Source organism: Acaryochloris marina S15, from assembly GCF_018336915.1.
In the GTDB taxonomy this organism is placed as follows: domain Bacteria; phylum Cyanobacteriota; class Cyanobacteriia; order Thermosynechococcales; family Thermosynechococcaceae; genus Acaryochloris; species Acaryochloris marina_A.
Map to the genome: position 1 here is coordinate 5,125,071 of NZ_CP064923.1, position 21,356 is coordinate 5,146,426.

At 47.3% G+C, this 21,356-nt stretch carries 21 protein-coding genes and 1 pseudogene; 13 read left to right on the plus strand and 9 right to left on the minus strand.

All coding sequences use genetic code 11. The features are described 5' to 3' along the window. Positions 1-227: 227 nt before the first annotated feature. The 8 genes from I1H34_RS23390 to I1H34_RS23425 all read right to left on the minus strand — a co-directional run bounded on the left by I1H34_RS23390 (position 228) and on the right by I1H34_RS23425 (position 8,203). A complete protein-coding gene (locus I1H34_RS23390; protein ID WP_212663294.1) occupies positions 228-1,577 on the minus strand; it encodes a DUF3747 domain-containing protein in 1,350 nt (449 codons plus the stop codon). Positions 1,578-1,732: 155 nt separating this feature from the next. Next, complete coding sequence (locus I1H34_RS23395) at positions 1,733-2,443, minus strand: TIGR04283 family arsenosugar biosynthesis glycosyltransferase (protein ID WP_212663295.1); 711 nt, start codon at positions 2,441-2,443, stop codon at positions 1,733-1,735. Continuing rightward, entirely contained in the window at positions 2,433-3,137 is a 705-nt protein-coding gene (locus tag I1H34_RS23400) for a TIGR04282 family arsenosugar biosynthesis glycosyltransferase (protein ID WP_212663296.1), read from the minus strand. Before I1H34_RS23400 ends, I1H34_RS23395 begins: the two co-directional genes overlap by 11 nt. 39 nt (positions 3,138-3,176) lie before the next feature. Further along, on the minus strand, positions 3,177-3,614 hold the full coding sequence (locus I1H34_RS23405) for a hypothetical protein (protein ID WP_212663297.1): 438 nt from the start codon (positions 3,612-3,614) through the stop codon (positions 3,177-3,179). Between the two features lie 267 nt (positions 3,615-3,881). Next, on the minus strand, positions 3,882-5,717 hold the full coding sequence (ftsH3, locus tag I1H34_RS23410; RefSeq protein WP_283250040.1) for an ATP-dependent zinc metalloprotease FtsH3: 1,836 nt from the start codon (positions 5,715-5,717) through the stop codon (positions 3,882-3,884). Between the two features lie 81 nt (positions 5,718-5,798). Then, positions 5,799-7,037: a DHH family phosphoesterase gene (locus I1H34_RS23415; RefSeq protein WP_212663299.1), complete on the minus strand. Its 1,239-nt coding sequence runs from the start codon at positions 7,035-7,037 to the stop codon at positions 5,799-5,801. A 277-nt stretch (positions 7,038-7,314) separates the two neighbouring features. Next, the gene (locus I1H34_RS23420; protein WP_212663300.1) at positions 7,315-7,812 is read right to left on the minus strand and encodes an HNH endonuclease; all 498 of its coding nucleotides are present in this window, start codon (positions 7,810-7,812) and stop codon (positions 7,315-7,317) included. 172 nt (positions 7,813-7,984) lie between these two features. Further along, the gene (locus tag I1H34_RS23425) at positions 7,985-8,203 is read right to left on the minus strand and encodes a hypothetical protein (protein WP_212663301.1); all 219 of its coding nucleotides are present in this window, start codon (positions 8,201-8,203) and stop codon (positions 7,985-7,987) included. 101 nt (positions 8,204-8,304) lie between these two features. On the opposite strand from I1H34_RS23425, the gene dnaK reads away from it, so the two are divergent. The 8 genes from dnaK (at position 8,305) to I1H34_RS23465 (ending at position 15,500) form a co-directional block, all read left to right on the plus strand. Then, on the plus strand, positions 8,305-10,215 hold the full coding sequence (gene dnaK, locus I1H34_RS23430; RefSeq protein ID WP_212663302.1) for a molecular chaperone DnaK: 1,911 nt from the start codon (positions 8,305-8,307) through the stop codon (positions 10,213-10,215). A gap of 159 nt (positions 10,216-10,374) precedes the next feature. Continuing rightward, positions 10,375-10,626 (plus strand): hypothetical protein, encoded by a 252-nt coding sequence (locus tag I1H34_RS23435; RefSeq protein WP_249369547.1) that lies wholly within the window; start codon positions 10,375-10,377, stop codon positions 10,624-10,626. A gap of 78 nt (positions 10,627-10,704) precedes the next feature. Beyond that, on the plus strand, positions 10,705-11,208 hold the full coding sequence (locus I1H34_RS23440; protein WP_249369539.1) for a helix-turn-helix domain-containing protein: 504 nt from the start codon (positions 10,705-10,707) through the stop codon (positions 11,206-11,208). Positions 11,209-11,221: 13 nt separating this feature from the next. After that, entirely contained in the window at positions 11,222-11,764 is a 543-nt protein-coding gene (locus tag I1H34_RS23445; protein WP_212663263.1) for an IS630 family transposase, read from the plus strand. Positions 11,765-12,189: 425 nt separating this feature from the next. Then, on the plus strand, positions 12,190-13,575 hold the full coding sequence (locus I1H34_RS23450) for an eCIS core domain-containing protein (RefSeq protein WP_212663303.1): 1,386 nt from the start codon (positions 12,190-12,192) through the stop codon (positions 13,573-13,575). A 69-nt stretch (positions 13,576-13,644) separates the two neighbouring features. Beyond that, entirely contained in the window at positions 13,645-14,307 is a 663-nt protein-coding gene (locus I1H34_RS23455; RefSeq protein ID WP_212663304.1) for an O-methyltransferase, read from the plus strand. Between the two features lie 11 nt (positions 14,308-14,318). Beyond that, positions 14,319-14,744 carry a hypothetical protein gene (locus tag I1H34_RS23460; RefSeq protein ID WP_212663305.1) on the plus strand — a complete coding sequence of 142 codons (426 nt, stop codon included), beginning with the start codon at positions 14,319-14,321 and terminating at the stop codon, positions 14,742-14,744. A gap of 549 nt (positions 14,745-15,293) precedes the next feature. Beyond that, a complete protein-coding gene (locus I1H34_RS23465) occupies positions 15,294-15,500 on the plus strand; it encodes a hypothetical protein (protein WP_212663306.1) in 207 nt (68 codons plus the stop codon). Here the strand turns inward: I1H34_RS23465 and I1H34_RS23470 are convergent. After that, positions 15,497-16,888, minus strand: a pseudogene (locus tag I1H34_RS23470) (ISKra4 family transposase). The gene I1H34_RS23465 and the pseudogene I1H34_RS23470 sit on opposite strands and share 4 nt — an antisense overlap. Positions 16,889-16,962: 74 nt before the next feature. On the opposite strand from I1H34_RS23470, the gene I1H34_RS23480 reads away from it, so the two are divergent. The 5 genes from I1H34_RS23480 (at position 16,963) to I1H34_RS23500 (ending at position 21,351) form a co-directional block, all read left to right on the plus strand. Beyond that, entirely contained in the window at positions 16,963-17,712 is a 750-nt protein-coding gene (locus I1H34_RS23480) for a DUF1350 family protein (RefSeq protein WP_212663307.1), read from the plus strand. 99 nt (positions 17,713-17,811) lie between these two features. Next, positions 17,812-18,417, plus strand: a complete 606-nt coding sequence (locus I1H34_RS23485; RefSeq protein ID WP_212663308.1) for a hypothetical protein — start codon at positions 17,812-17,814, stop codon at positions 18,415-18,417. A gap of 401 nt (positions 18,418-18,818) precedes the next feature. Continuing rightward, positions 18,819-19,682, plus strand: coding sequence for a bifunctional hydroxymethylpyrimidine kinase/phosphomethylpyrimidine kinase (gene thiD, locus I1H34_RS23490; protein WP_212663309.1), 864 nt, complete (start codon positions 18,819-18,821; stop codon positions 19,680-19,682). Between the two features lie 102 nt (positions 19,683-19,784). Beyond that, positions 19,785-20,777 carry an alpha/beta fold hydrolase gene (locus tag I1H34_RS23495; RefSeq protein WP_212663310.1) on the plus strand — a complete coding sequence of 331 codons (993 nt, stop codon included), beginning with the start codon at positions 19,785-19,787 and terminating at the stop codon, positions 20,775-20,777. Continuing rightward, the gene (locus I1H34_RS23500; RefSeq protein ID WP_212666409.1) at positions 20,770-21,351 is read left to right on the plus strand and encodes an Npun_F5749 family FMN-dependent PPOX-type flavoprotein; all 582 of its coding nucleotides are present in this window, start codon (positions 20,770-20,772) and stop codon (positions 21,349-21,351) included. The genes I1H34_RS23495 and I1H34_RS23500 overlap by 8 nt, the downstream gene beginning before the upstream one ends. Positions 21,352-21,356: the final 5 nt, after the last annotated feature.

Genomic DNA, 21,356 nt, shown 5'->3' on the forward strand with positions numbered 1-21,356 from the left:
TTTTCTGAGAACCAGTATTAGTGAGGTGCTCAGTCATGGGTGCCCCGTCAGACCTTTGAGAACTAACGGTCTTTAACAGACCCAAACTACCTCCTAAAGAAAACGACTCAGCCCTGACAAAAAGTTGAGGCTGAGCCGTTTTTATACCTTCCCATGGGATACAGCACTCTACGAAGGAAGCATTGCTCTATCAGTAGAGACGACATTCGAGATTGTGAGTCGGAGTCCTAAGGCTTAGGAACGGATGGCATCGGCACAGTTGGGGCGATATTGGAATCCGCAGGAGGAACCGTGGGCGCATCCGGTACAGAAGGAGTAGTCGGTACTGATGGCTTGGGAACCGATGGTAACGGCACAGTTGGGGCAACCGATGGTTCCGATGGTGCTCCCGCTGGAGCAGGCGATGCACCCGTCGATGCATCTGCTTTCACGCAGTTGAGGGTACGCAAGGTGGCTGCTGCTGCATAATTACGCTGAGCCGATTGATTCGGGGTAAAGGCCAAACCCTTTTCATTTAGGGGAGAGGCAACTCCACAATAGCTAGACATTTCCGTAATCACGTCAACTGCCCAATGACCACTGGTATCCGTGAAATTAGTAGGGGGTTGCTTCACGGCCAGTTGCGTATCAAGTCCGCCTAAGGATTTAGCATAAATGGCGGCGTTCTTAAGGACTGCCATCATTTCTGCTCGGGTGACTTTACGAGTCGGCTGGAAGGTCCCATCAGGATAACCCTTGACGATATCGTTTTGCTGAGCAAAGGCAATCTTGGCTGCGCTCCAACGGCCTGCTTCCACATCAGGATAGGGATTACTGCTGGCCTGACTAGGCACGGTAAAGCTCACCCCAGGAATATTCTTCAGGGACTCCAGAATCATAGACACCAATTGCTCACGGGTCAGGGATTCTAGCGGACGGAAGGTATTATCTTCAAATCCGGCAATAAACTTGAGGGCAACGGCCTGACTAATATCTTTGAGGTAAATGTCATTTTCAACATCGGGAAACGGCACGGCGCTAATGCCCTTGGAGATATAGACATGACCTAGGGTTTTCTTTTTGAATGCTCGCTTGGTCAGCCGCCAGTCAGGATTGAGGGCAATCTTGGCAAATCCTGTTGTTTTGCCGTTGGTCCGACCCAATTCAATCTCCTGATCACCCCCGGCTTTGGAATCAGGAATTCCCATCAGCACCATATCCGTGTCAGTCTTACGGATTTGGACCAAATATCGGCCTCCCAAATCGTCACCGTCCACACGAATCGAGTAACCATTTTGATCGACGCTGCGGCTACACAAACCGGTGAAGTCAAAGTTCAGCAAAAGCGGATCAATGACGACGGGATTGCTGCCACTTTCACTCCAACATTCTTTTTCAGTAGAAATTTGTTCCAGGATCAGGAGTTGGTGAATATTGCCATTGCCGATGGGGGCGGCTACTAAAACAAACTTAGACTGATTGATTTCTTTCTCACTAAAAGTAGCGGCTCGGGCCTCTGGGACAGTAGCTCCCACTGCAAACGTGGCAGAGGCCGCAACAGCGAGTAATTGAACAATGGGGCGTAATGATAGTTTCATGGGTTTGGCTCTACAACGTGATGGTGAATTATGTTGAGCGACATGGGTCAGCCTTTGTGACGACAAGCATCGTCTGGCTTGTTCCAGGGGTTCGTTTTAAGTCGAGAGTGTATCACGCCAAACCATTTGTTTTTCTTTATCCCCCAAAAATATAACTAATTTTTAAGCCCAGATTTTGGCAGAGAAGGGGGTCTATACCAGCGCCATAAACGATGAGGGCTGACTCCCAAGGTGTAAAGCCCCAACAACATCCAATTCCGCAGGGTACAGCGAAGAATGCCTTCTTGTTCCCAACGCCGAGGCGAAACCAAAACGCGATCGCGCACAATTTGAATCGGAATCCGCTGCCGTTTGAGCTGCTGCATCAGAGCCACATCTTCCATAATCGGGATATTGGGAAAGCCACCCACTCGCATAAACGTGGCTCGATCAACAAAAATAGCCTGGTCACCATAGGGAATGCGCGTGAAACGCGATCGCAAAGAGGCAACCCGACTGATCCACTGCAGGCTTGTTCTAGGACTATCAATCCCTAGATCAAACGCCCCCGCAGTCGCTTGCTCCCGAGTCCTACAGATTTGGGATAGAGCAGTCTGGGGCAGTCTGGTATCCGCATGTAAAAACAGCAGGGTTGGAGCTTGAGCTAGTTTAGCCCCGGCATTCATCTGCGTTCCTCGACCCGCTGCAGCCGTTATCCCTTGGATGTCGGGGGGCAGATATTGCAGGGTTGAGCCCTCTGGATCACCATCCACCACAATGACTTCATAAACCCTATCCCCGGCAATGGCCTTGAGATGATCAGCCAGGAGCAAAATATTCGCCCCTTCATACAACACAGGAATAACAATAGAAAGTTCAGGTTTCATCGTGGCCCAAAAGGTCAAGATGTTCCTGAAGAAAAGCCATACTCTCTGTTTGGACGCCAGCTAGGGATAGTCTTTGGTGGAAGTGGCGTAAATCTTCTAATGTATCGACATCATACCAAGTTGGCAGTTGGTGGACTGGACGAGGTTGGAGGCGCTGGAGGGTCTGCTCAAAGACCGTCTCTGTACTCCAGGGCATATCTGAAAAAACGTCAGGGGTAAAAGTCTCAGGGGTAAACCCCAGGGTATAGTATCCACCATCATCGCTAGGACCAATCACGATGTGCTGCTGCTTCAGGGCATTGAGTCCATTCTGCAAATAGGACAGGGGCAAATCAGGACTATCACTGCCCGTAATTAAAGCACCGCCATATCCCCTCTCAAAACAGGTGGTAAAGGCATGGGCCATCCGCTCGCCTAAATCATCCCCTTGCTGAGAAAGATAAGTATATTCAGACCCTAACCAATCCCGCACCGCCGTTTCCACTTCTGCCGGGGCATAGAAAATAAGTTGGTCTATCCCCAGTTGTTGAGTGGTGAGGAGTAAATCCCTAGCAAAGCAGCGATAGAGCGCAGCAGCCGCTTCAAACCCAATCCTTCGTCCTAATCGAGATTTAACAGTGCCAGGGATAGGATTTTTGACAAATAGCAGCAGGCAAAACGGGGCATCGGAGGAGGACCTATCCTGGTCGTTCATAAAAACTGTGGCAAACCGAACGTCCCTATCATATCGGCTCTAAGCCGCTTTGAAATGAGGGGATAGGGCTCGACAATGCCCTAAGGCATAGCAGAGGCGACGCTCTAACGTGCGATGGTTACAGCGCACTACCCGATTTTGATCAGTATTGGTAAAGAACCAATCACAACGCCAAAAATGGCGCTGACAGGTCAATACCCACTGTTGTCCCTCAAATTCAAATTGAGCCATGAAATGGGCCTGATGTTCCGCTTGCTCACTAAGGCAAATTTTTAACCCCAAGCCTTTTTGCAGTTTGGCACTTAAGGCCCGATCTAGCTCGTTCTGGAAGGCTGCTCGCAAAAGTACTAACCGCCGTCGATACCGAATTGCCATGCGGAGTTTGCGCTTTTGATACCGCTGGCGTTGGTTGCAATAGGCTTGATCCACTTTGGTTGCCACAAACGTTGGGGGAGGAGTGGTAAGACCGATGGACATTGCTTGAGTCTCCAGAGGGGCTGAGTTAGTACAAATGTACTTTATCTGCATTTTTTGCCCCTGTCAATCCCTAAACAGGTGAAGTGAGGATTTCATGAATATTCGACCACTACGCCATATGTAGTTAAAAATACAATCTAATGTCTATATATAGCGTCTTTATCCCATAGCCCAAAAAAAGAGGCTCTGGGAACAGAGCCTCTTGAGATAGTCAATGATTAATGCAGGATGTGAAACCACCAGAGACTTATCTCTGGTGATGCAGCGTTATGCGATCGCAGCCATTTTCACTTCATTCGTATTCAGAATTTCCTGAAGTTCATCAGAATCTACCGTTTCCTTCTCAACCAATCGTTCAGCAATTTTATCGAGTACTAAACGGTTAGAAGTCAACACATCCTTAGCCCGACGGTAGGCTTGATCCACTAGGTTACGCACCTCATCATCAATCGTAGAGGCAGTCTCTTCAGAGAAGTCCCGCTCACTCATGATGTCGCGTCCCATGAATGGATTGCCTTGCTGACGGCCTAGGGCCACAGGCCCCAAACGATCGCTCATACCAAAACGAGTAATCATCTGGCGGGCAACGCGAGCCACTTGCTGCAGGTCGTTAGAAGCACCTGTTGTCACTTCTTCCTCACCAAAGATGATTTCTTCAGCAATTCGACCGCCTAAAGCAACAGCCATTTGGTTCTGTAAGTAGCTGCGGCTGTAGAGACCAGAATCCATTTGGTCTTCGTTCGGTGTAAACCAAGTTAGACCCCCTGCACCACCTCGAGGAATAATGCTAATTTTTTGAACTGGATCATAATCCGGCATCAATGCACCCACAAGAGCATGACCTGCCTCGTGGTATGCCACTAAGCGCTTGCGGCGCTCGCTCATGACGCGGTCTTTCTTCTCAGGTCCAGCCAAGACCCGATCGATGGCATCGTTGATTTCATCCATCGAAATCTCAGTCAGATTTCGCCGGGCTGCTAGAATCGCAGCTTCATTTAAGAGATTCGACAAGTCAGCACCCGTAAATCCAGGAGTCCGACGAGCCATCTTCTCTAAATCAACATCCTTAGAGAGGGTTTTGCCTCGGGCATGGACGTTAAGGATTTCACGACGTCCTTTGTAATCTGGACGATCCACCACTACTTGACGGTCAAAACGACCGGGACGCATCAGAGCAGAATCCAGTACGTCAGGACGGTTGGTGGCTGCAATGATAATGATGCCGGTATTGCCTTCAAAACCATCCATTTCCGTTAGGAGTTGGTTAAGGGTTTGCTCCCGCTCATCATTACCGCCGCCTAGACCAGCACCTCGCTGACGGCCAACAGCATCGATTTCATCGATAAAGACGATACAAGGGGCATTGGTTTTAGCTTGCTCAAACAAGTCTCTGACTCGAGAAGCACCCACACCCACAAACATTTCCACAAACTCTGAACCAGAGATGGAGAAAAAGGGAACGCCCGCTTCTCCAGCTACAGCCTTCGCTAGAAGGGTTTTACCCGTTCCAGGAGGACCCACCAACAGTACGCCTTTAGGAATCTTGGCACCCACGGCAGTAAAGCGGTCTGCGTTCTTTAGAAAGTCAACGACTTCCGTCAGCTCCAACTTTGCCTGCTCAATACCCGCCACATCATTAAAGGTGACTTGGGTCTGAGGTTCCATCTGGACTCTGGCTTTGGACTTACCAAAGTTCATGGCCTGGTTACCAGGTCCGGACTGAGCCCGACGGAACAAAAAGAAAAGTCCCACGAGTAAGAGGACGGGCACCAAAAATGTGCTCAACGCCTTAAACCAAACCCCTTCTTCTCTTTGAGGAAGGACAGCAATATCAACATCTTGCTTAGTTAAGATATCGATAAAGTCTGGATCCGGTGGCAAGTTGACGGTAATTATACCCTCGCCAGATTTCACCTCAGCCATCGTTCGATCGGCACTGATGCGAATTTTTTCAACGTTGTTATTTTCAACTTCTTCGATTAGCTTGCTGTAACGCCAAGTTGGGTTATCAGCAGGCTGGCGCTCTAGTAAAGCTGTCCCTAATGCCAAGACAACAATGGCTAACAGCGCATACAATCCTGCATTTCTCCACCGCTTATTCACGGACTTCAATCCTCCAGGTTCAGAATGGGGCGATGCGATCGCTACATTAACTAATGTTAACCCATTCTTTCAGAGGTGGGGCTAGCTACTGGGAATTACGCTATTTTCTGGGTTCACCAAACGCAAGAGCTTTTGCTTAATTTGGGTATCGTAGACACTCCACTTCAGCTTAGCGAAATCCGAATTCTCATTTAAGCCCGACAAAAAGCCCATGGGGATTTCAAATCCCCCTGCAAGGGAGCGACCACCCCCAAAAAAGCGGCCATGGGTATCTTGGCCAAAGGCCTCTTTGATAAATTCATCCGGGTCAAGGGTAATTTTCGTGGTGCGCAAGGACCCAACCACCAGTTCTAGGTCTTCATCTTCATCATGGACAATGCCATATACCACAGCTGTATGGACATTATCTTCCGTGACTAAAAAATCTGCGGCTTGAGGAATCGCATCACGATTGTCATAGCGGAGAAACCCCACCCCCGCAATCGTTACATTGTTATAAACGCTGCGATTTTTGAGAGCACTCTCAATCACATCCATCACCTGCTTTGACCGCGAGGACTGGAGAACCGTATTCAGTAACTGGCTGTCATAGAAGCGGCTCAGGTAGGCAGCTGCCAGAAAATCTTCTTCCTGGGCTTGCCTAAGGAAATTAGTGTCGGAGCGTAGCCCATGCATCAGTGCAGTTGCACAATGCACATGTTCACTAACGCTGCTATCAAACTCTAGTAAACCGGCCCGGAGATATTGGGTGAGGATAGTTGCTGTGGCTCGGGTATTCGGCCGCACATCCGTAAATTCAGCTTCAACCCCTTCTTGCAAACTATGGTGATCGATGATGATAGTGATCGGAATATTCGCTGCCTGCAAAGTCGGCAGCAATTGGCTGGTGGTGCCTTGATTATCAATCAAGACACAGCCCTGGTAAGCCGATAAATCTTTTCCTTTCGTTTTAGGAGACTGACAAGCCCATCGTTGCACGGGCAGGTTGGTCAACTTTACAAGGGCAATGTTTTCTTGATGACTGAGGGTACCAGCGTAGAGAATCTCACATTGGATATCAAACTGTTCCGCAATGAGCTTATAGGCCCATGCAGAAGAAAGGGCGTCTGGATCTGGAAAATCTTGTAAAACGACGAGTTGCGAGTCGCCCCGATGGCTTTCGAGAATCTTGGCAAATGCGTCAGCGCGCTGTTCCTGGGCTCGCCCATTCAGGCTCGTGAGATTACTGGAAGACCGAGAGCCAAGTTTTTCAGACGAATTGAGATTGGCTGAACGGGCTTCTGGTTTAGGGTCAACTGACTTCAAAGAAGTTGAAACCATAGTAAAAACCTAATGTTAGGTAGGAGTAATATTCAGATGGAACAATAGACACGGACAGAACCGCTTTATCAAGACAAAGCCAGTTCTGAAGATTATCATGAATCGCTAGGATTGGGATCGGTGCTAACAACCCTGCAGGGAAGCACCTTCTGTTCATATACCTTTTATTTTCAGCGATCTTATTCGAAAAAACCATCACCTTATTGTGAGGATACCCCTAAAGTTATGGGGAGGAATACTCGCCTTCTTGGCCTAGACATGAAGGCATCACAGCAAATCACATCCCAATCACATACTTACGCCATTCTTGATGAACCCCATTTCGTAGATGCTTGGTGACCTCAAAGTACAAGCTACTGTAGGGACGACGAGGCGTTTGTTTCAGGCTCATCCGAGCTTCTTTGGGGGTACGATTGCCTTTTTTGACATTACAGCGCACACAGGCCGTCACGATGTTGTCCCAGGTATCTCCTCCCTTTCGTGATCGAGGCATCACATGATCAAGGGTTAAATCATCGCCAGAATGCCCACAATATTGACAGGTATGGCTATCGCGATGCAGTAAGTTTCGGCGAGTTAAAGGAATTTCTTTGTAAGGAACACGCACGTATTGGCGCAGCCGAATGACTGTTGGCAAGGGAAAGTCTCGATACACAAACTTACCGTTGTGTTCTACTTGCTCAGCCTTCTCTTTCAGGACTAAAACAACCGCACGACGCCAACTGGTGATATTCAGCGGTTCATAGGAGGCATTCAGAACGAGAACTTTGCCCATGAATCCTTGCCCAAGCAGATCTGATACAGATAGTAGCACATACCCCATGAAACCCATGATTGGGAAGTACTTAGGCCTATTTTTAGGCGCTGACGGTAAATACCCCCAAAACGTTACGGTTGTCCCAACGACAGTCTGTAGCGGTGCTGTCTATAGTGATGAATGTATTGATTCAGCAAACCAAGTCCTGGAAATTGTGATGGGGTAACCCTAACCCTTTCCGGCTGACGGCTCCCCACTGGTGCTGCCCTACCGCAAAGTCCTTTGATGACAGTTCGGTGGACCCCACAGCACTAAAACCGTCTACACCAGGTTCGGTAAATACGCCTTCAAGATCTGGCTGGGAAAGCCAAGTATAGAGGTAAGTTAACCATCCCACGACGCTCGCCATTAGTACATAAAAACTATTGCTCCGTCAATGGGTATTCTAGAACCCGGTCAGTGACCTGTTTGCTTAACAGACAATTTTTTAGAAGGAGCCTGTAAAAACCTATGGCAAAAGTTGTTGGAATAGATTTAGGAACCACTAACTCTTGCGTAGCAGTGATGGAAGGGGGCAAACCCACGGTCATTGCCAACGCAGAAGGATTCCGGACAACCCCCTCCGTCGTTGCTTTTGCAAAAAATGGTGATCGTCTCGTCGGTCAGATTGCGAAGCGTCAGTCGGTCATGAACCCCGAAAACACGTTTTACTCGGTTAAGCGATTCATCGGCCGTCGTCAAGACGAAGTCACCCATGAAACAACTGAGGTCTCCTACCAAGTCCTCACTGAGGGTGGCAGCATTAAAGTAGACTGCCCTGCAGCAGGCAAGAAGTTTGCCCCTGAAGAAATTTCAGCCCAGGTGCTCCGCAAATTAGTCGATGACGCCAGTAAGTATTTAGGCGAAAAAGTGACTCAGGCGGTCATTACTGTTCCCGCCTATTTCAATGATTCCCAACGCCAAGCCACGAAAGATGCAGGCAAGATTGCCGGTGTGGAAGTGCTGCGGATTATCAACGAGCCGACCGCTGCTTCTCTCGCCTATGGATTAGACAAGAAAAGCAACGAAACCATTTTGGTCTTTGACTTAGGGGGAGGAACCTTCGACGTCTCCGTCCTCGAAGTGGGTGATGGTGTGTTTGAAGTACTCTCTACCTCTGGTGATACTCACTTGGGTGGGGATGACTTCGATAAGCAGATTGTGGATTACTTGGCAGCAGAGTTTCAGAAAGCCGAAGGCATTGACCTGCGCAAAGATAAGCAGGCCCTGCAACGACTGACTGAGGCAGCAGAAAAAGCCAAGATTGAGCTGTCTAATGTCACTCAAGCGGATATCAACCTTCCCTTTATCACTGCGACTCAGGATGGTCCTAAGCATTTAGACACCACCTTGACCCGTGCCAAGTTTGAAGAGCTTTGCGCTGATTTGATCGATCGCTGTCGGATTCCTGTTGAGAATGCCGTTCGTGACGCCAAAATCGATAAGAGCGCTCTCGATGAAGTGGTGATGGTGGGTGGTTCCACCCGAATTCCTGCAGTACTGGAAGTCGTTAAGAAAGTCCTCGATAAAACCCCCAACCAATCCGTTAACCCGGATGAAGTGGTTGCTGTGGGTGCCGCGATTCAGGCGGGTGTCCTGGCCGGTGAAGTCAAGGATATTCTCTTGCTGGACGTCACTCCCCTCTCCTTGGGTGTTGAAACCCTGGGTGGCGTGATGACCAAACTGATTCCTAGAAACACTACGATTCCGACCAAGAAATCGGAAGTGTTCTCAACGGCGGTCGATGGCCAAACCAATGTGGAGATCCATGTACTCCAGGGTGAGCGGGAAATGTCCACAGACAACAAGAGTCTGGGAACCTTCCGCTTAGATGGGATTCCCCCAGCTCCCCGAGGCGTTCCTCAAATTGAAGTTATCTTCGATATTGATGCCAACGGTATTCTCAATGTCACTGCCAAGGAAAAAGGCACTGGCAAAGAGCAATCCATTAGCATTACGGGTGCTTCTACCTTGTCTGATTCTGAAGTCGACAAGATGGTTCAAGATGCAGAACAAAATGCCTCTGTAGACAAAGAACGTCGCGAGAAAATCGAGACCAAGAACCAGGCCGATACGTTGGTCTACCAATCCGAGAAGCAATTGTCTGAGCTAGGCGATAAGGTTTCCGGTGAGGATAAAGAGAAGGCTGAAGGTCTTATCAAAGATCTGAAAGAAGCCGTCGCCAGTGAAAACCATGAGCAAATGCAGTCTCTAACGACTGAGTTGCAGCAAGCCCTATACAGCATCAGCACTCAGCTTTATCAACAAGAGGGGGATGCAGCGGCCGCAGGAGCACCTGAAGGGGCAGCACCTGATGAGCCCAGCGACTCTGCTGGTGGCGAAGATGATGTCATTGATGCTGATTTCACTGAAACCAACTAGGTTCCTCGATCCATCGACTCTAGTGAACCGATGGATCAGCTTTAAAGTTTAGGTTCTTATTACTCCTTCTAAACTCTGCTCTTGTTGTAAGGGCAGAGTTTTTGTCATTGAAGTCTTTTCCCCATGAACTTCTTCAGGCGTAATGCGCAGGCAAGTTGTATGGCGGATAACTCAGCTCATGCTCTAGTAATGTGGGTTTACCTAATCCCCACTGTTATCCTGTTGAAGACTTGGTTGTGCTGGGATAACTATCGCCAGTTGGGTGGGTTTCTGGGACCTGCTAAGTTTGCGATCGCAAACCGTAACTATGATGGCTTAATCAGTGGCGTTGCCAACTTCATCCACTACAGCTTCCAAAATATTCATCTACTTCAGCCTGTGGATATCCTGTGGAAAAAGGATGTGGATTAGTCTCTAACGACTGGTTTGCAAGATGTCTATCATACCAAATCCGATTTATATAACTCCGATATAATTCATAATTAGAGAATGCCAAGAAAACTGTATCTCGAACCTCATTTTTCGCCTGAGGAGCTGAAGTCTCATTATCGGGCCAGCCAAGACCCAGTAGAATCGCGCCGCTGGCATCTGCTGTGGCTCGTCAGTGAGCAAACAAAGCTAACTCAAGCAGCCCAAGTGGTCGGTCTCAACTACGATTACGCCCGAGAAATTGTTAGAGAGTATAACCGCAATGGAGCTAATGGATTACGCAACCGACGCAAAGATAAACGACCTTACCAATCTCGCAGTCTCCTGACTCAAGACCAATGTGCACAATTGTCGACTCGTCTCCAAACCCCACCTGCCGACGGTGGTCTATGGAACGGGCCAAAAGTAGCACAGGTCATCGCCCAAATGACAGGAGTTGAGAAGGTTTGGCCCCAACGAGGTTGGGACTATCTCAAGCGATTGGAGCAGTCCCTTCAATGCCCACGTCCTCATCATCGTAAAGGCGACCCAGAGGCACAAGCCGCCTTTAAAAAAACTGCCTGAGTGCAAAGCAGAATTGGAGCGACGCTATCCTGATGCTCAAGTCGAAGTGTGGTCTTTTGATGAACACCGCTTAGGCCTTAAACCCATCATTCGAAAGATCTGGGCACCTGTAGGTCAGCGTCCGATTGCTGAGGTGGACCATCGCTACGAATGGGCCTATCTTTATGGATTCGTTCACCCCGCAACAGGCGACACTGAATGGTTCATTCTGCCTCGGGTGAATGGAGAATGGTTTAATCAAGCCCTGCAAAGCTTTGCTCAGCAAGTTGGAGCGGGACAGCACAAACAGATTCTTCTCGTTCTAGATGGTGCAGGATGGCATACCTGTAAAAATCTGGTGGTACCTAAAGGCATTCATCTGAAGGTTTTACCTCCCTATTCTCCAGAACTACAGCCCGCTGAACGATTGTGGCGGCTAGCGGATGAACCAATCGCCAATCGATGCTTTGAGACCCTCGATGCTCTCGAAGATGTGCTCGAGGAGCGCTGTCGAACTTTAATGACCATGCAATCAGACATTAAAGCTCTCACTTACTACCATTGGTGGCCAGTTTGACCGATGAGATATTTCAGGGGTTAATAAGTCGGATTTGGTATCACACCCTATTTGAGACACTCATGGGGATAGCATGCCGTAGTCAGTTAGCCCGATCCACCCCCTTCGTTATCCAATGGAATCGTCCTGGTAACCGTGAGCTTTCTATTGCAATGTCTGGCGTTAATAGCAAAAGCCTCAGCCTTGGTACACACTCTACTTTTCGCCACTCATCACACCTTTGAGACACAAAGATGATTACTACAATGCGTTCTTAAGAAGCGCAAGAGATCACAGATGTATACATCACTAACAAACTGCACACACTAAATTTAAGATAGGAATCAACGACTAACCAACATCACCCAGACGGGGAAAACAAAATAGTTGCGGCAAGTTTTGAGGGTTAGCGTGATCAGCGTTAGACAAATTAGGGGGAAATAATCATGCGTACTTATCAGCCTCGAGAACAGAAGTCTTACAAACCTCTAACGGCTCCAGCCAAGTCCACCAAACCTAATCAAACACCAGTCCAGACAACCTCGACAACATCCACAAAATCGAATGAAGAAGGGTTAGCTGAATGGGCAGCCCAGCAACAGAAATGGGCAAGGTTAGGCAATCCACTGTTGAATACGCCACCATCAGGAACCACAGCCCAACCTTGGCTGCAGCCCAAACTAACTCTCGGTGAACCCAATGATAAGTATGAACAGGAAGCCAATCGAGTCGCCTCTCAAGTGGTGAACACCCTTCATCGTTCTGCACTCACTGCCAGTCCTCCCAAGGAAACCGATACCGATCGCACACTACAGACAAAGTCAGAGAATAACGCCGTCTCCTCTAACCTAGAAACGGCTATTCAGTCAGCTAAAGGCGGCGGACAACCCTTAGAGGCCAAACTACAACGGACGATGGGACAGGCCATGGAGGCAGATTTTAGCCAGGTTCGGGTCCATACAGATACGAAATCCCATCAGTTCAATCAGGCCATTCAAGCCAAAGCCTTTACAACAGGACAGGATCTATTCTTCCGCCAGGGCACTTATCAGCCAGGGAACCGAGAAGGCCAAGCCTTAATTGCCCATGAACTAACCCATGTCATTCAGCAAAATGGTAGCGGGCTACATCGATCGCCCCAGCAAACCGCTCAGCCAATCCATCGCATGGGGGTAGATCTTCAAAAATCCTTCTATGTTCAGAAAGATCCCATCGAAGACACGGTCATGGATACGGATACCGAAAGTCTAAAATCAGATATCGATACAGCGATGGGAAAAATCAAGAAGAAAATCTTGGAGATTACCAAGGAATCTGACAAAGCTAAGAAGAGTCTAGAAAAATCTGGCCGTGACTGGATGGTCTATGCCCCCTTGGCAAGCTGGAAATATAATATGTTGGGATTACTCGAAAACTGGGACACATCCTGGAGCTTAGAAGATACATCTGGATTGCTCTTAGATATTGGAATTGCCATGAAGGGTCTGGCAGAAGAAGGCAAGGAATCCAAGGAAAAAATCATGAATGATTACATGAGTCAGACGCGAAACTCCAGCAAGAAGGTCGATAAAGGCAGCAAGTGGGCAAAAGATATGCCTGAAGGAACGCAAATGCAAGCGGGCGTATCGGCGACAACAGGCAACTTACTCAAAACGCTGCGCTGGCTCAATGTCAATGGTCTTGAAGAAATAGAAGCCATTATGAATGGCATTATTAAGTACTGGAAAAATTCCAAACTTAAGCAGGCGCTTGGGCAGTACCATACGGCGGCAGAAGTGTGGACTGCCTATACTTATCACCTAGAAAAGTATGTCTTGAAAACTGATGAATAGGACTGAGCCTACAAAATTATCCTTCACAGTTTGCGAATGTAAAACTGGTATCAGCTGGAGCCAGAGTCTATGGCGTCCAAGGACTGGGAAGCAGTAGATGACTATTTCGAGGATCTTTTAATATCGGCAGATCCAGTTCTGGAGACGGCATTACAGGACAGTGATGCTGCTGGTTTACCTCCACACCATGTCACTCCCAATCAGGGAAAGTTATTGCACCTATTAATTCAAATACAGGGAGCCCGTCGAGTCCTGGAGATTGGAACATTAGGTGGCTACAGCACTATTTGGTTAGCTCGGGCTTTACCGACCGATGGCTATTTGGTAACCCTGGAAGCTAATCCACACCATGCTGAGGTCGCTCGCAGTAATCTTGCCCGAGCGAATCTGCTGGATACAGTCGATCTCCGAGTAGGCAATGCTTTGAATCTCTTGCCTGACCTACAGCCAGCAGCCCCCTTCGATTTTATTTTTATTGATGCCGATAAGCCTAACAATCCCCACTATTTGGCATGGGCACTCCAGCTTTCTGGGCCAGGAACGGTGATTATTGGCGATAACGTTGTGCGGGACGGGGAAGTTGCCAATGCCCACAGTTCAGATCCCAAAGTGCAAGGGGTACGTACTTTCTGTGAATTGCTGGCCGCGCCCCCTCAGGTATCAGCCACTGCAATTCAAACGGTGGGAAGTAAAGGCTATGACGGATTTGCGATCGCACGAGTCACCCACTAACGCACAGACCAATGAATACCATCGAAGCCTTTGCCATTGCCCTCAATCAGCTAGATCCCGAATCCTATTCCTTCGTTTTAGATATTGATCAGTTATTGGAAACAACAGACCCAAAGATTCATCAAGATCTATACCGACCTATTTTTGACTACTTTGCTCAACATGCAACGTCATCGGTTGGTGGACCAGGCCTATTAGTCCATCATATCGAAACGTATTATCCCAACTACCGAGATACTCTCAAACACGATCTGGCCCAACGCCCATCTTGTACTACCGCTCTATTGGCCAATCGTATTCTTAACACTAATCTCTCAGCGCAAGAGCGAAGCGAATGGCTTGGACTCCTATCGGCAATCTGCAGCGATCCAGTAGTAGAACCCGAAATTCGAGCAGATGTAGAAGACTATCTGGTGTATCAGCGACAAAAAGACTAGTTGTCACCTGACAACAAGATGCTAAGTACTGGAGACGTAAGGCATCGATATGGCACAACAAATATCCCATAACCAAAGGTATTGCTTCCTTACTTCGATTCTGGCTAAAGTTTGGCCTTTAGAGCCACATATATCCTCTATTTGGCTTGACGTTGTTGCTATGAGAGGTAAATAAGGGGAAAAGGTAGCTATGGAATATTTTTAGATTCAACTTTCTAAATGGCAAAAGCTGGCAATTTAACTACTTTAAGGCTTAATGCTTTTAATTGAGCTTGAATTAAGTCTATATATGAGTGTTTGAGTTGAATTTCTCACCAAAAATCTATCGTAATTGCTCATGGATTATATTCACCAACCGCATGAATAGAAATATTTTCGATAGCCTATTTCAAAATAATTTAGAAATGTAAAGACATGCATATACTTCCATGAATTTATAGATAGAAAATATAGAAGCTACGAACAAAATCCCGATCATTTAAGCCTGAATAACCAACGTAATTTTATTGCTATCGAAAGCACTAGTTTTCAGTAGCAAAGCCATTACCTATGGATAAAAAATTGATCAATAACTCAACAGAAGAAATAAGATTTAAATCTATCGATGGATGTTTAATCGCCATCAAAGATCAGCCTAAAGGTGTCATTCAATTTATTGGCAGCTTTATCTTTGGTTCTTTCCCAAAATGTTCATATAAACCTTTATTTCAGTATTTATGGAGCCAAGGCTACACTCTCGTTATCGGGCGTATTTAGCGGATCGGGGATGCCTTAGTTTTCGGAATGGTCACCTCTGGGAATAAGGAGTCAAACCGTTCATTGACCCAGGCAATTCTCAAGATCAGTAAATGGTTGAAACCATCCTCACTCCAGCGCATGCCAACTCCCTTAAAGCGCTGCTGAATCAACCACTTGCATGCACTTTCAACCATTCCTGACCCGAGAGGAATCTGTTGCTGTTCAAAGTGCCGATAACGGATGTGGTTATGATGGCGTTGGAAATAAGCCTGCACCTGGAGCAACGTTGAAAAAGACTTTCCCGTTAACAGTTGTGAGTGAATCAATATCGTCAAGGACCGTAATACAAGTAGGTGTTGCCCGTGTCGCAATTGGTGTCGCCAGTGCCGGAACCAGGCTTGGGCTTGAGCAGAGCGGGCATCTCCAAACATCGCTTTAGTTGCTCGTGCCAGATGGCCTGCTGAATGAAAAAAGTCGAGGACTGCCACAGCACAATGAGAGAACAAGGTGCGATAGACTCGCCAGAAGCCTCGTCCCCCATCACTGAGCCAGATGACTTTTGGAGCAGATTCAAAGTCTTGTTTGTGAGCTTCGAGTTGAAGTAAAGGGATGAACTGGTCGATATCGCCCAATACTGCCACCAGTCTTCGACGCAGTAATTGGGGGACCTCCTTTTTAGCTCGGGTAACCCGTGTTCCCAGGCGAGCTAAGATGGCGACTTTGACTTCTCGCCACTGGATTTTTCCCTTGGGTGAGTTCGGGGTGGGGCGAAAGGGGACCATCACACCATCGGCGGCAATGGCCAAAGGTAGAGCAGATAACATCTCTGAAATCGCTTCACAAGGGGCCTGAGTCCCTGATGATTGAGCGTTGAGTTGAGCTTCTAATTCCTGCTGAGCTTTGTTACCCACGGATTGCACCCAGTTCCACAAACTGGATGGACTCACGGATAGACCACTCCACTGACCCAGCATCCAACTGGCCAGTTCATAGGGCATGAACAGACTCAACAAGCAGCCCAGACGCACCAGTTCTTCGCTGCTGTGCTGATAGGGGGCAATCCCAATGGCTTGATCCAGGGGAGTCAACAGACTGCCTGGACATCCTTTGGGACAACGGCCCACCCGTCGCTTTCAAGAGATAGTGCCTACCAGTGTCTGCATCTGACGAGATTCCCATCCCTTCGAATGTAAGCGGGTTCCGCAGGTAGTACATACAGGCCATACAAATACTGCTTTCGCGCGCCTTGAGAGTTCATCCTCCAGAAGACAGCGAGCTAGAAACAAGCCCATTTGCAGAACGATATAAACCATCTGACTCAGGCTGGTTGATACTTTGAGTGCTTCAGTTTGTTCTAGAAATTCGTCATGGGCTAGCACGGTTAGCAATTGCGATGGTAGGGTCATGATAGTTTTTTGGTTCGGGTACAGGATCTATTGTCCTTGACCCGTTTTTCTTTGAGCCATGCATCCCCGATCCTTTGCTTACGCCCCTCGTTATCCATAAATTCCCATTCCGTCCGTTTAATGTTAATCACTGGAATGAATCCGTTAATTTACAAAAAAGAAATTATGAGGCAATTATTTATCTAGTACAACAAGCTCATGGGAATCCTGAATTAGTAGACTTTTATTTGGATTCAAATCATTACAGATGGTTAGGCCATAGTTTAGGATGCAAATATATCTTGCTACTGGAGCTTTTGAGTGACTCCACAGACCAAAAAGTTCTTGAGGTTGTTGGTCAATGCTTAACTGAGAAAGAGAAGAAAGATGTTGAAGACACCCTAGCCTGCCTGAAGGAAGCGAAAGAGACTGCTCAACGTGAACTATCTAAGATTACTGGTAAAGATATCTCATTAGAGCGCGTCATCCGAAATCAAATGACTGTGCTAATGGCACCGGAATATAGCACGACTCTAACGCTATTCAATAAAAATATTCCTGTCGGCAACCCATTCACTCAGCCATTCCCCAATGCAGTAAAAATTGAAGAAATTATCAAATTAGACTTAAATATATTAAATCTTAGCGGGCTTATCAGCTTTTATTGCGATCCTATCGCTAAAGATGATTCTGTTTTCCTAAAAGATCAGCTAAACGCTAGGCATCCCTTTAATTTGTCGGAGTTGACAGATGAATTTATAGGAGGGCATTTTGCCCCCCAAGGAAACCAATATATTGAAATAGCTGATTCTGTTTTAAGAATATATTCTACGCTTTCTTATTAGTACTAAGTAAATTATTTAATAATTAAGATTTTTGTTATTTAAGATTGCCTTGTTTAAGGCGTCAAAGCACCCATTATTAACCTTAAAAGGTAGCTACTCATGGAAATTTCAACATTTGAATTACTTCTCGCACCACAAATCCCTCCTGATCTGGCACCCGGTCTTGGAAATATTATCCGAACTACATTACAAGGATATTTCTTGCAAATATCTAATCTTTCAGAATATAAGGTAAAACTAGAACTTGAATTTGTTGCTTTCTCTCCTATAATCCCTCTAGAACCTGAAAAAGCTCCGATAGAGAACAGCACATTAGCATTCTTTGATATAGATGGGACTAATCCACTCAAAACTCTCAATAGAAAGGGAGATAAAAAAGTAATAGTAGAGCTTGACATTAAGGCTCATGATACTGGCCTATTTATTTTGCAACCCAATCCTGCACTTTTGCCAGCAGGCCCACCAGCAGAAACAGTTTATGAAGTCAGGGGATATGTCAATATTCATCTTAAATCTCCTGGAAGTGCCAAACTACTGCTGACTCCTGAACAAAGAGGCACTTTATTTAAGGATCCAGCAGATGGAGATCCACAGCTTAGTCAAGTTATCTATAGTCTTCCGACAGCAACAGGGGGAGCATTATATTCTTTAAATTCTAAGAATGGAGAAGGTGGAGAAGGCGACGAAGGTGGAGAAGGTGGATAAAAGTAGTTTAGGTAAAAATCGATAGCACAGAATAAATTCTGGCACCAGACAAGGGTTAACCTTAAGCAATTAGGCATACATTTGCCAATAAACTCAGCATAATATTAACCCTCTACCCCCAGATCAAACTTTTGATCTGGGGGTACTTATACTTAGAATGGTCTAATGCTAATGACCGATAAAATCCCCCTACATTAGTGATTAAAAGCTTGTTACTAAAAAATTACTTCTACATGTCAAAAAAATCACCTCTAAAAGAATTTCAGTAAGCATGGCAATATAAGCTCTACTCAGTAATACAGCCAGTTTTAGCAGGACAAAAAATTAATATTGCGACATCCAGATTTGATACCCTAGATTTTCTAGCGCAATTGCTTCAACCCCTTTCAGGCAAAAGCATCATGAATCTGAGCCTGTCGAACCAAGCCTCTTCCGTTCCAGTCGCGTTAACCATTGCAGGCTCCGATAGTGGTGGTGGAGCAGGTATCCAAGCTGACCTACGAACCTTTGCCTTTCACCGGGTTCACGGCACCAGCGCTCTGACCTGTATTACAGCCCAAAATACTGTGGGCGTGAATCGGGTGGATGCCCTCCCTCCAGCAGCAGTAGTGACTCAAATCGATGCAGTTGCCTCCGATATTGGGGTGCAAGCGGCCAAAACGGGGATGCTGCTGAATGCGGAAATTATGGAGGCGGTGGCGACGGAACTTCAGCGACAGCAAATTCACCAACTGGTGGTCGATCCGGTGATGGTATCGCGAGCTGGAGTGGTGTTGATTGATGAGGTTGCGATCGCAACCCTAAAAAACACTCTTCTCCCCCAAGCCTTAATCCTCACCCCCAATCGCTATGAAGCTCAAATCCTCAGTGGAATGGAGATTCACACCCTCGAAGACATGCAAACAGCAGCTCAAAAAATCCACGATCTGGGACCCAAAAACGTCTTAGTTAAGGGCGGTGGGATGAGCGATACGCTTTTAGGTATCGATGTTTGGTTTGATGGCCAACAGATGGAAACCCTAAAGACAGAAACCGTTGCCACGACGAATACCCACGGCACGGGCTGTACGTTGTCGGCTGCGATCGCAGCCAATCTTGCCCTTGGCAAACCACCCCTAGCTGCTGCCAAAGCCGCTAAAACCTACGTTACCCAAGCCTTGAAACATGCCTTAGATATTGGTCAAGGTCAGGGACCTGTAGGGCACTGGTTCCCACTGGTATCTAAAGCGCCGGAAGCCTTAGACTTTTCCCGCCTCTGGAACTAGATACCCGATCAGATCCAACAGTCTCCAGATACACTAAGTCATAAGCAGCAGGCTTTATGACCCCTGTTCAGTGCCAAAAGTCGCTAGTCAGTCCCCCTAAACATGCCGCTCCAAATCCAAGCTTTGCTGCTAGCAATCACCACGGTTTACCAAATTATTGCTTGTCTAATTGAAAATCGCATCTCACCCCCAGGGCAGCACATTGATATCGGTGGCTATGCCCTGCATCTCCAGACCCTGGGCATGGGACGGCAGACTATTGTTTTAGACCACAGCTTAGGTGGCATTGAAGGCTATCTGCTATTAAAAAAGCTGGCTCCTTTAGGACAAGTCTATATCTATGATCGAGCAGGGTATGGATGGAGCGATCATAGTCCTCATCCCCGAACCAGCGACCAGGTGGTTAAGGAATTAGACCTGCTACTAACCCATGCCAAAGTTGAACCGCCCTATCTCTTAGTTGGAGATTCCTTTGGCAGCTACAACATGCGGCTCTATGCCCATCGTTTCCCTGAGAAAGTATCGGGATTAGTGCTTACCGATGGTCTACATGAGCGAGCCATGCTGAAAATGCCGTTTCAGCTTAAGGCCCTGAAGCTCTTTTTTATCTCCGGGTTTTTGATGTCAATTGTGGGGTCAGCCTTTGGCATTATTCGCTTGTTGCGTCTTTGCCAAGTGTTTAAGCTAGTGAAGCCAGAATTAAAAAAATATCCTCCAGCAGAGCTAACGTCCGTCACCCGTTCCTTTTGTCGTCCCAAACATTGGATCACCATGAGCCGAGAGCTGTGGAATTTAGATAAAAGTGGACGTCAGCTCCGGATAGCAGATAACTTAGGTGCTTTACCCCTCGCCAGCATCAAGTCCCAATCATTTTTCAAACCGTCGCTGTTAACGATGTTGACGCCGCTACGGAGTGCCAACCGTTTACGAGACAAAATCCATCTCGATTTGATGCAGCTTTCTTCTGTTAGCAAACAGCTTCCCGCCAGCAAGAGCAGTCATTTTGTTTGGGTAGATGAGCCGGAGGTGATGGTGGCAGCGGTGAAGTGGGTGCTGGCCAATCAGTCGAAGCATTCCAAGGTGCATGATGATTGAATTAGCCCCTTGGCGATCAACTTTGAGTCGAGCTTTGCATCGGAATCGGTCGTTGGTCTATGCCCGATATGCTCAGTTAGCGACAGTGCAGGCGAATCGTCCCGCCAATCGAACGGTAGTGTTTCGCGGTTTTTTAGAAGACAGCAATACCCTCAAATTCGTGACAGATCGGCGCAGCAAAAAGGTGGAGCAGATTGCTGAGAATCCTTGGGGGGCGTTGTGCTGGTATTTTCCGAAAACCCGTGAACAGTTTCGGATCTCTGGGAAATTGAAGGTGGTAACGGCCATAGAGGCGAATTCCGAGCTTCTACATTTGCGAGAGGTGGCTTGGTTAGCGTTATCCGAAGGGGCGCGATCGCAATTCGCATGGCCTCATCCAGGGCAACCTAAAAGCGAGTCTGAAGCATCATCACAAGAATCGATTACTTGCAAAACCCCTTTGGACGAGTTTTGCTTGTTATTACTCACTCCCCAAGAAGTTGATCATCTAGAACTTCGGGAAAAGCCTCACCATAGGTGTGGCTATACTCTGACAGCTAATGGTGATTGGGAACAGCATATACTTAACCCTTGAAACCA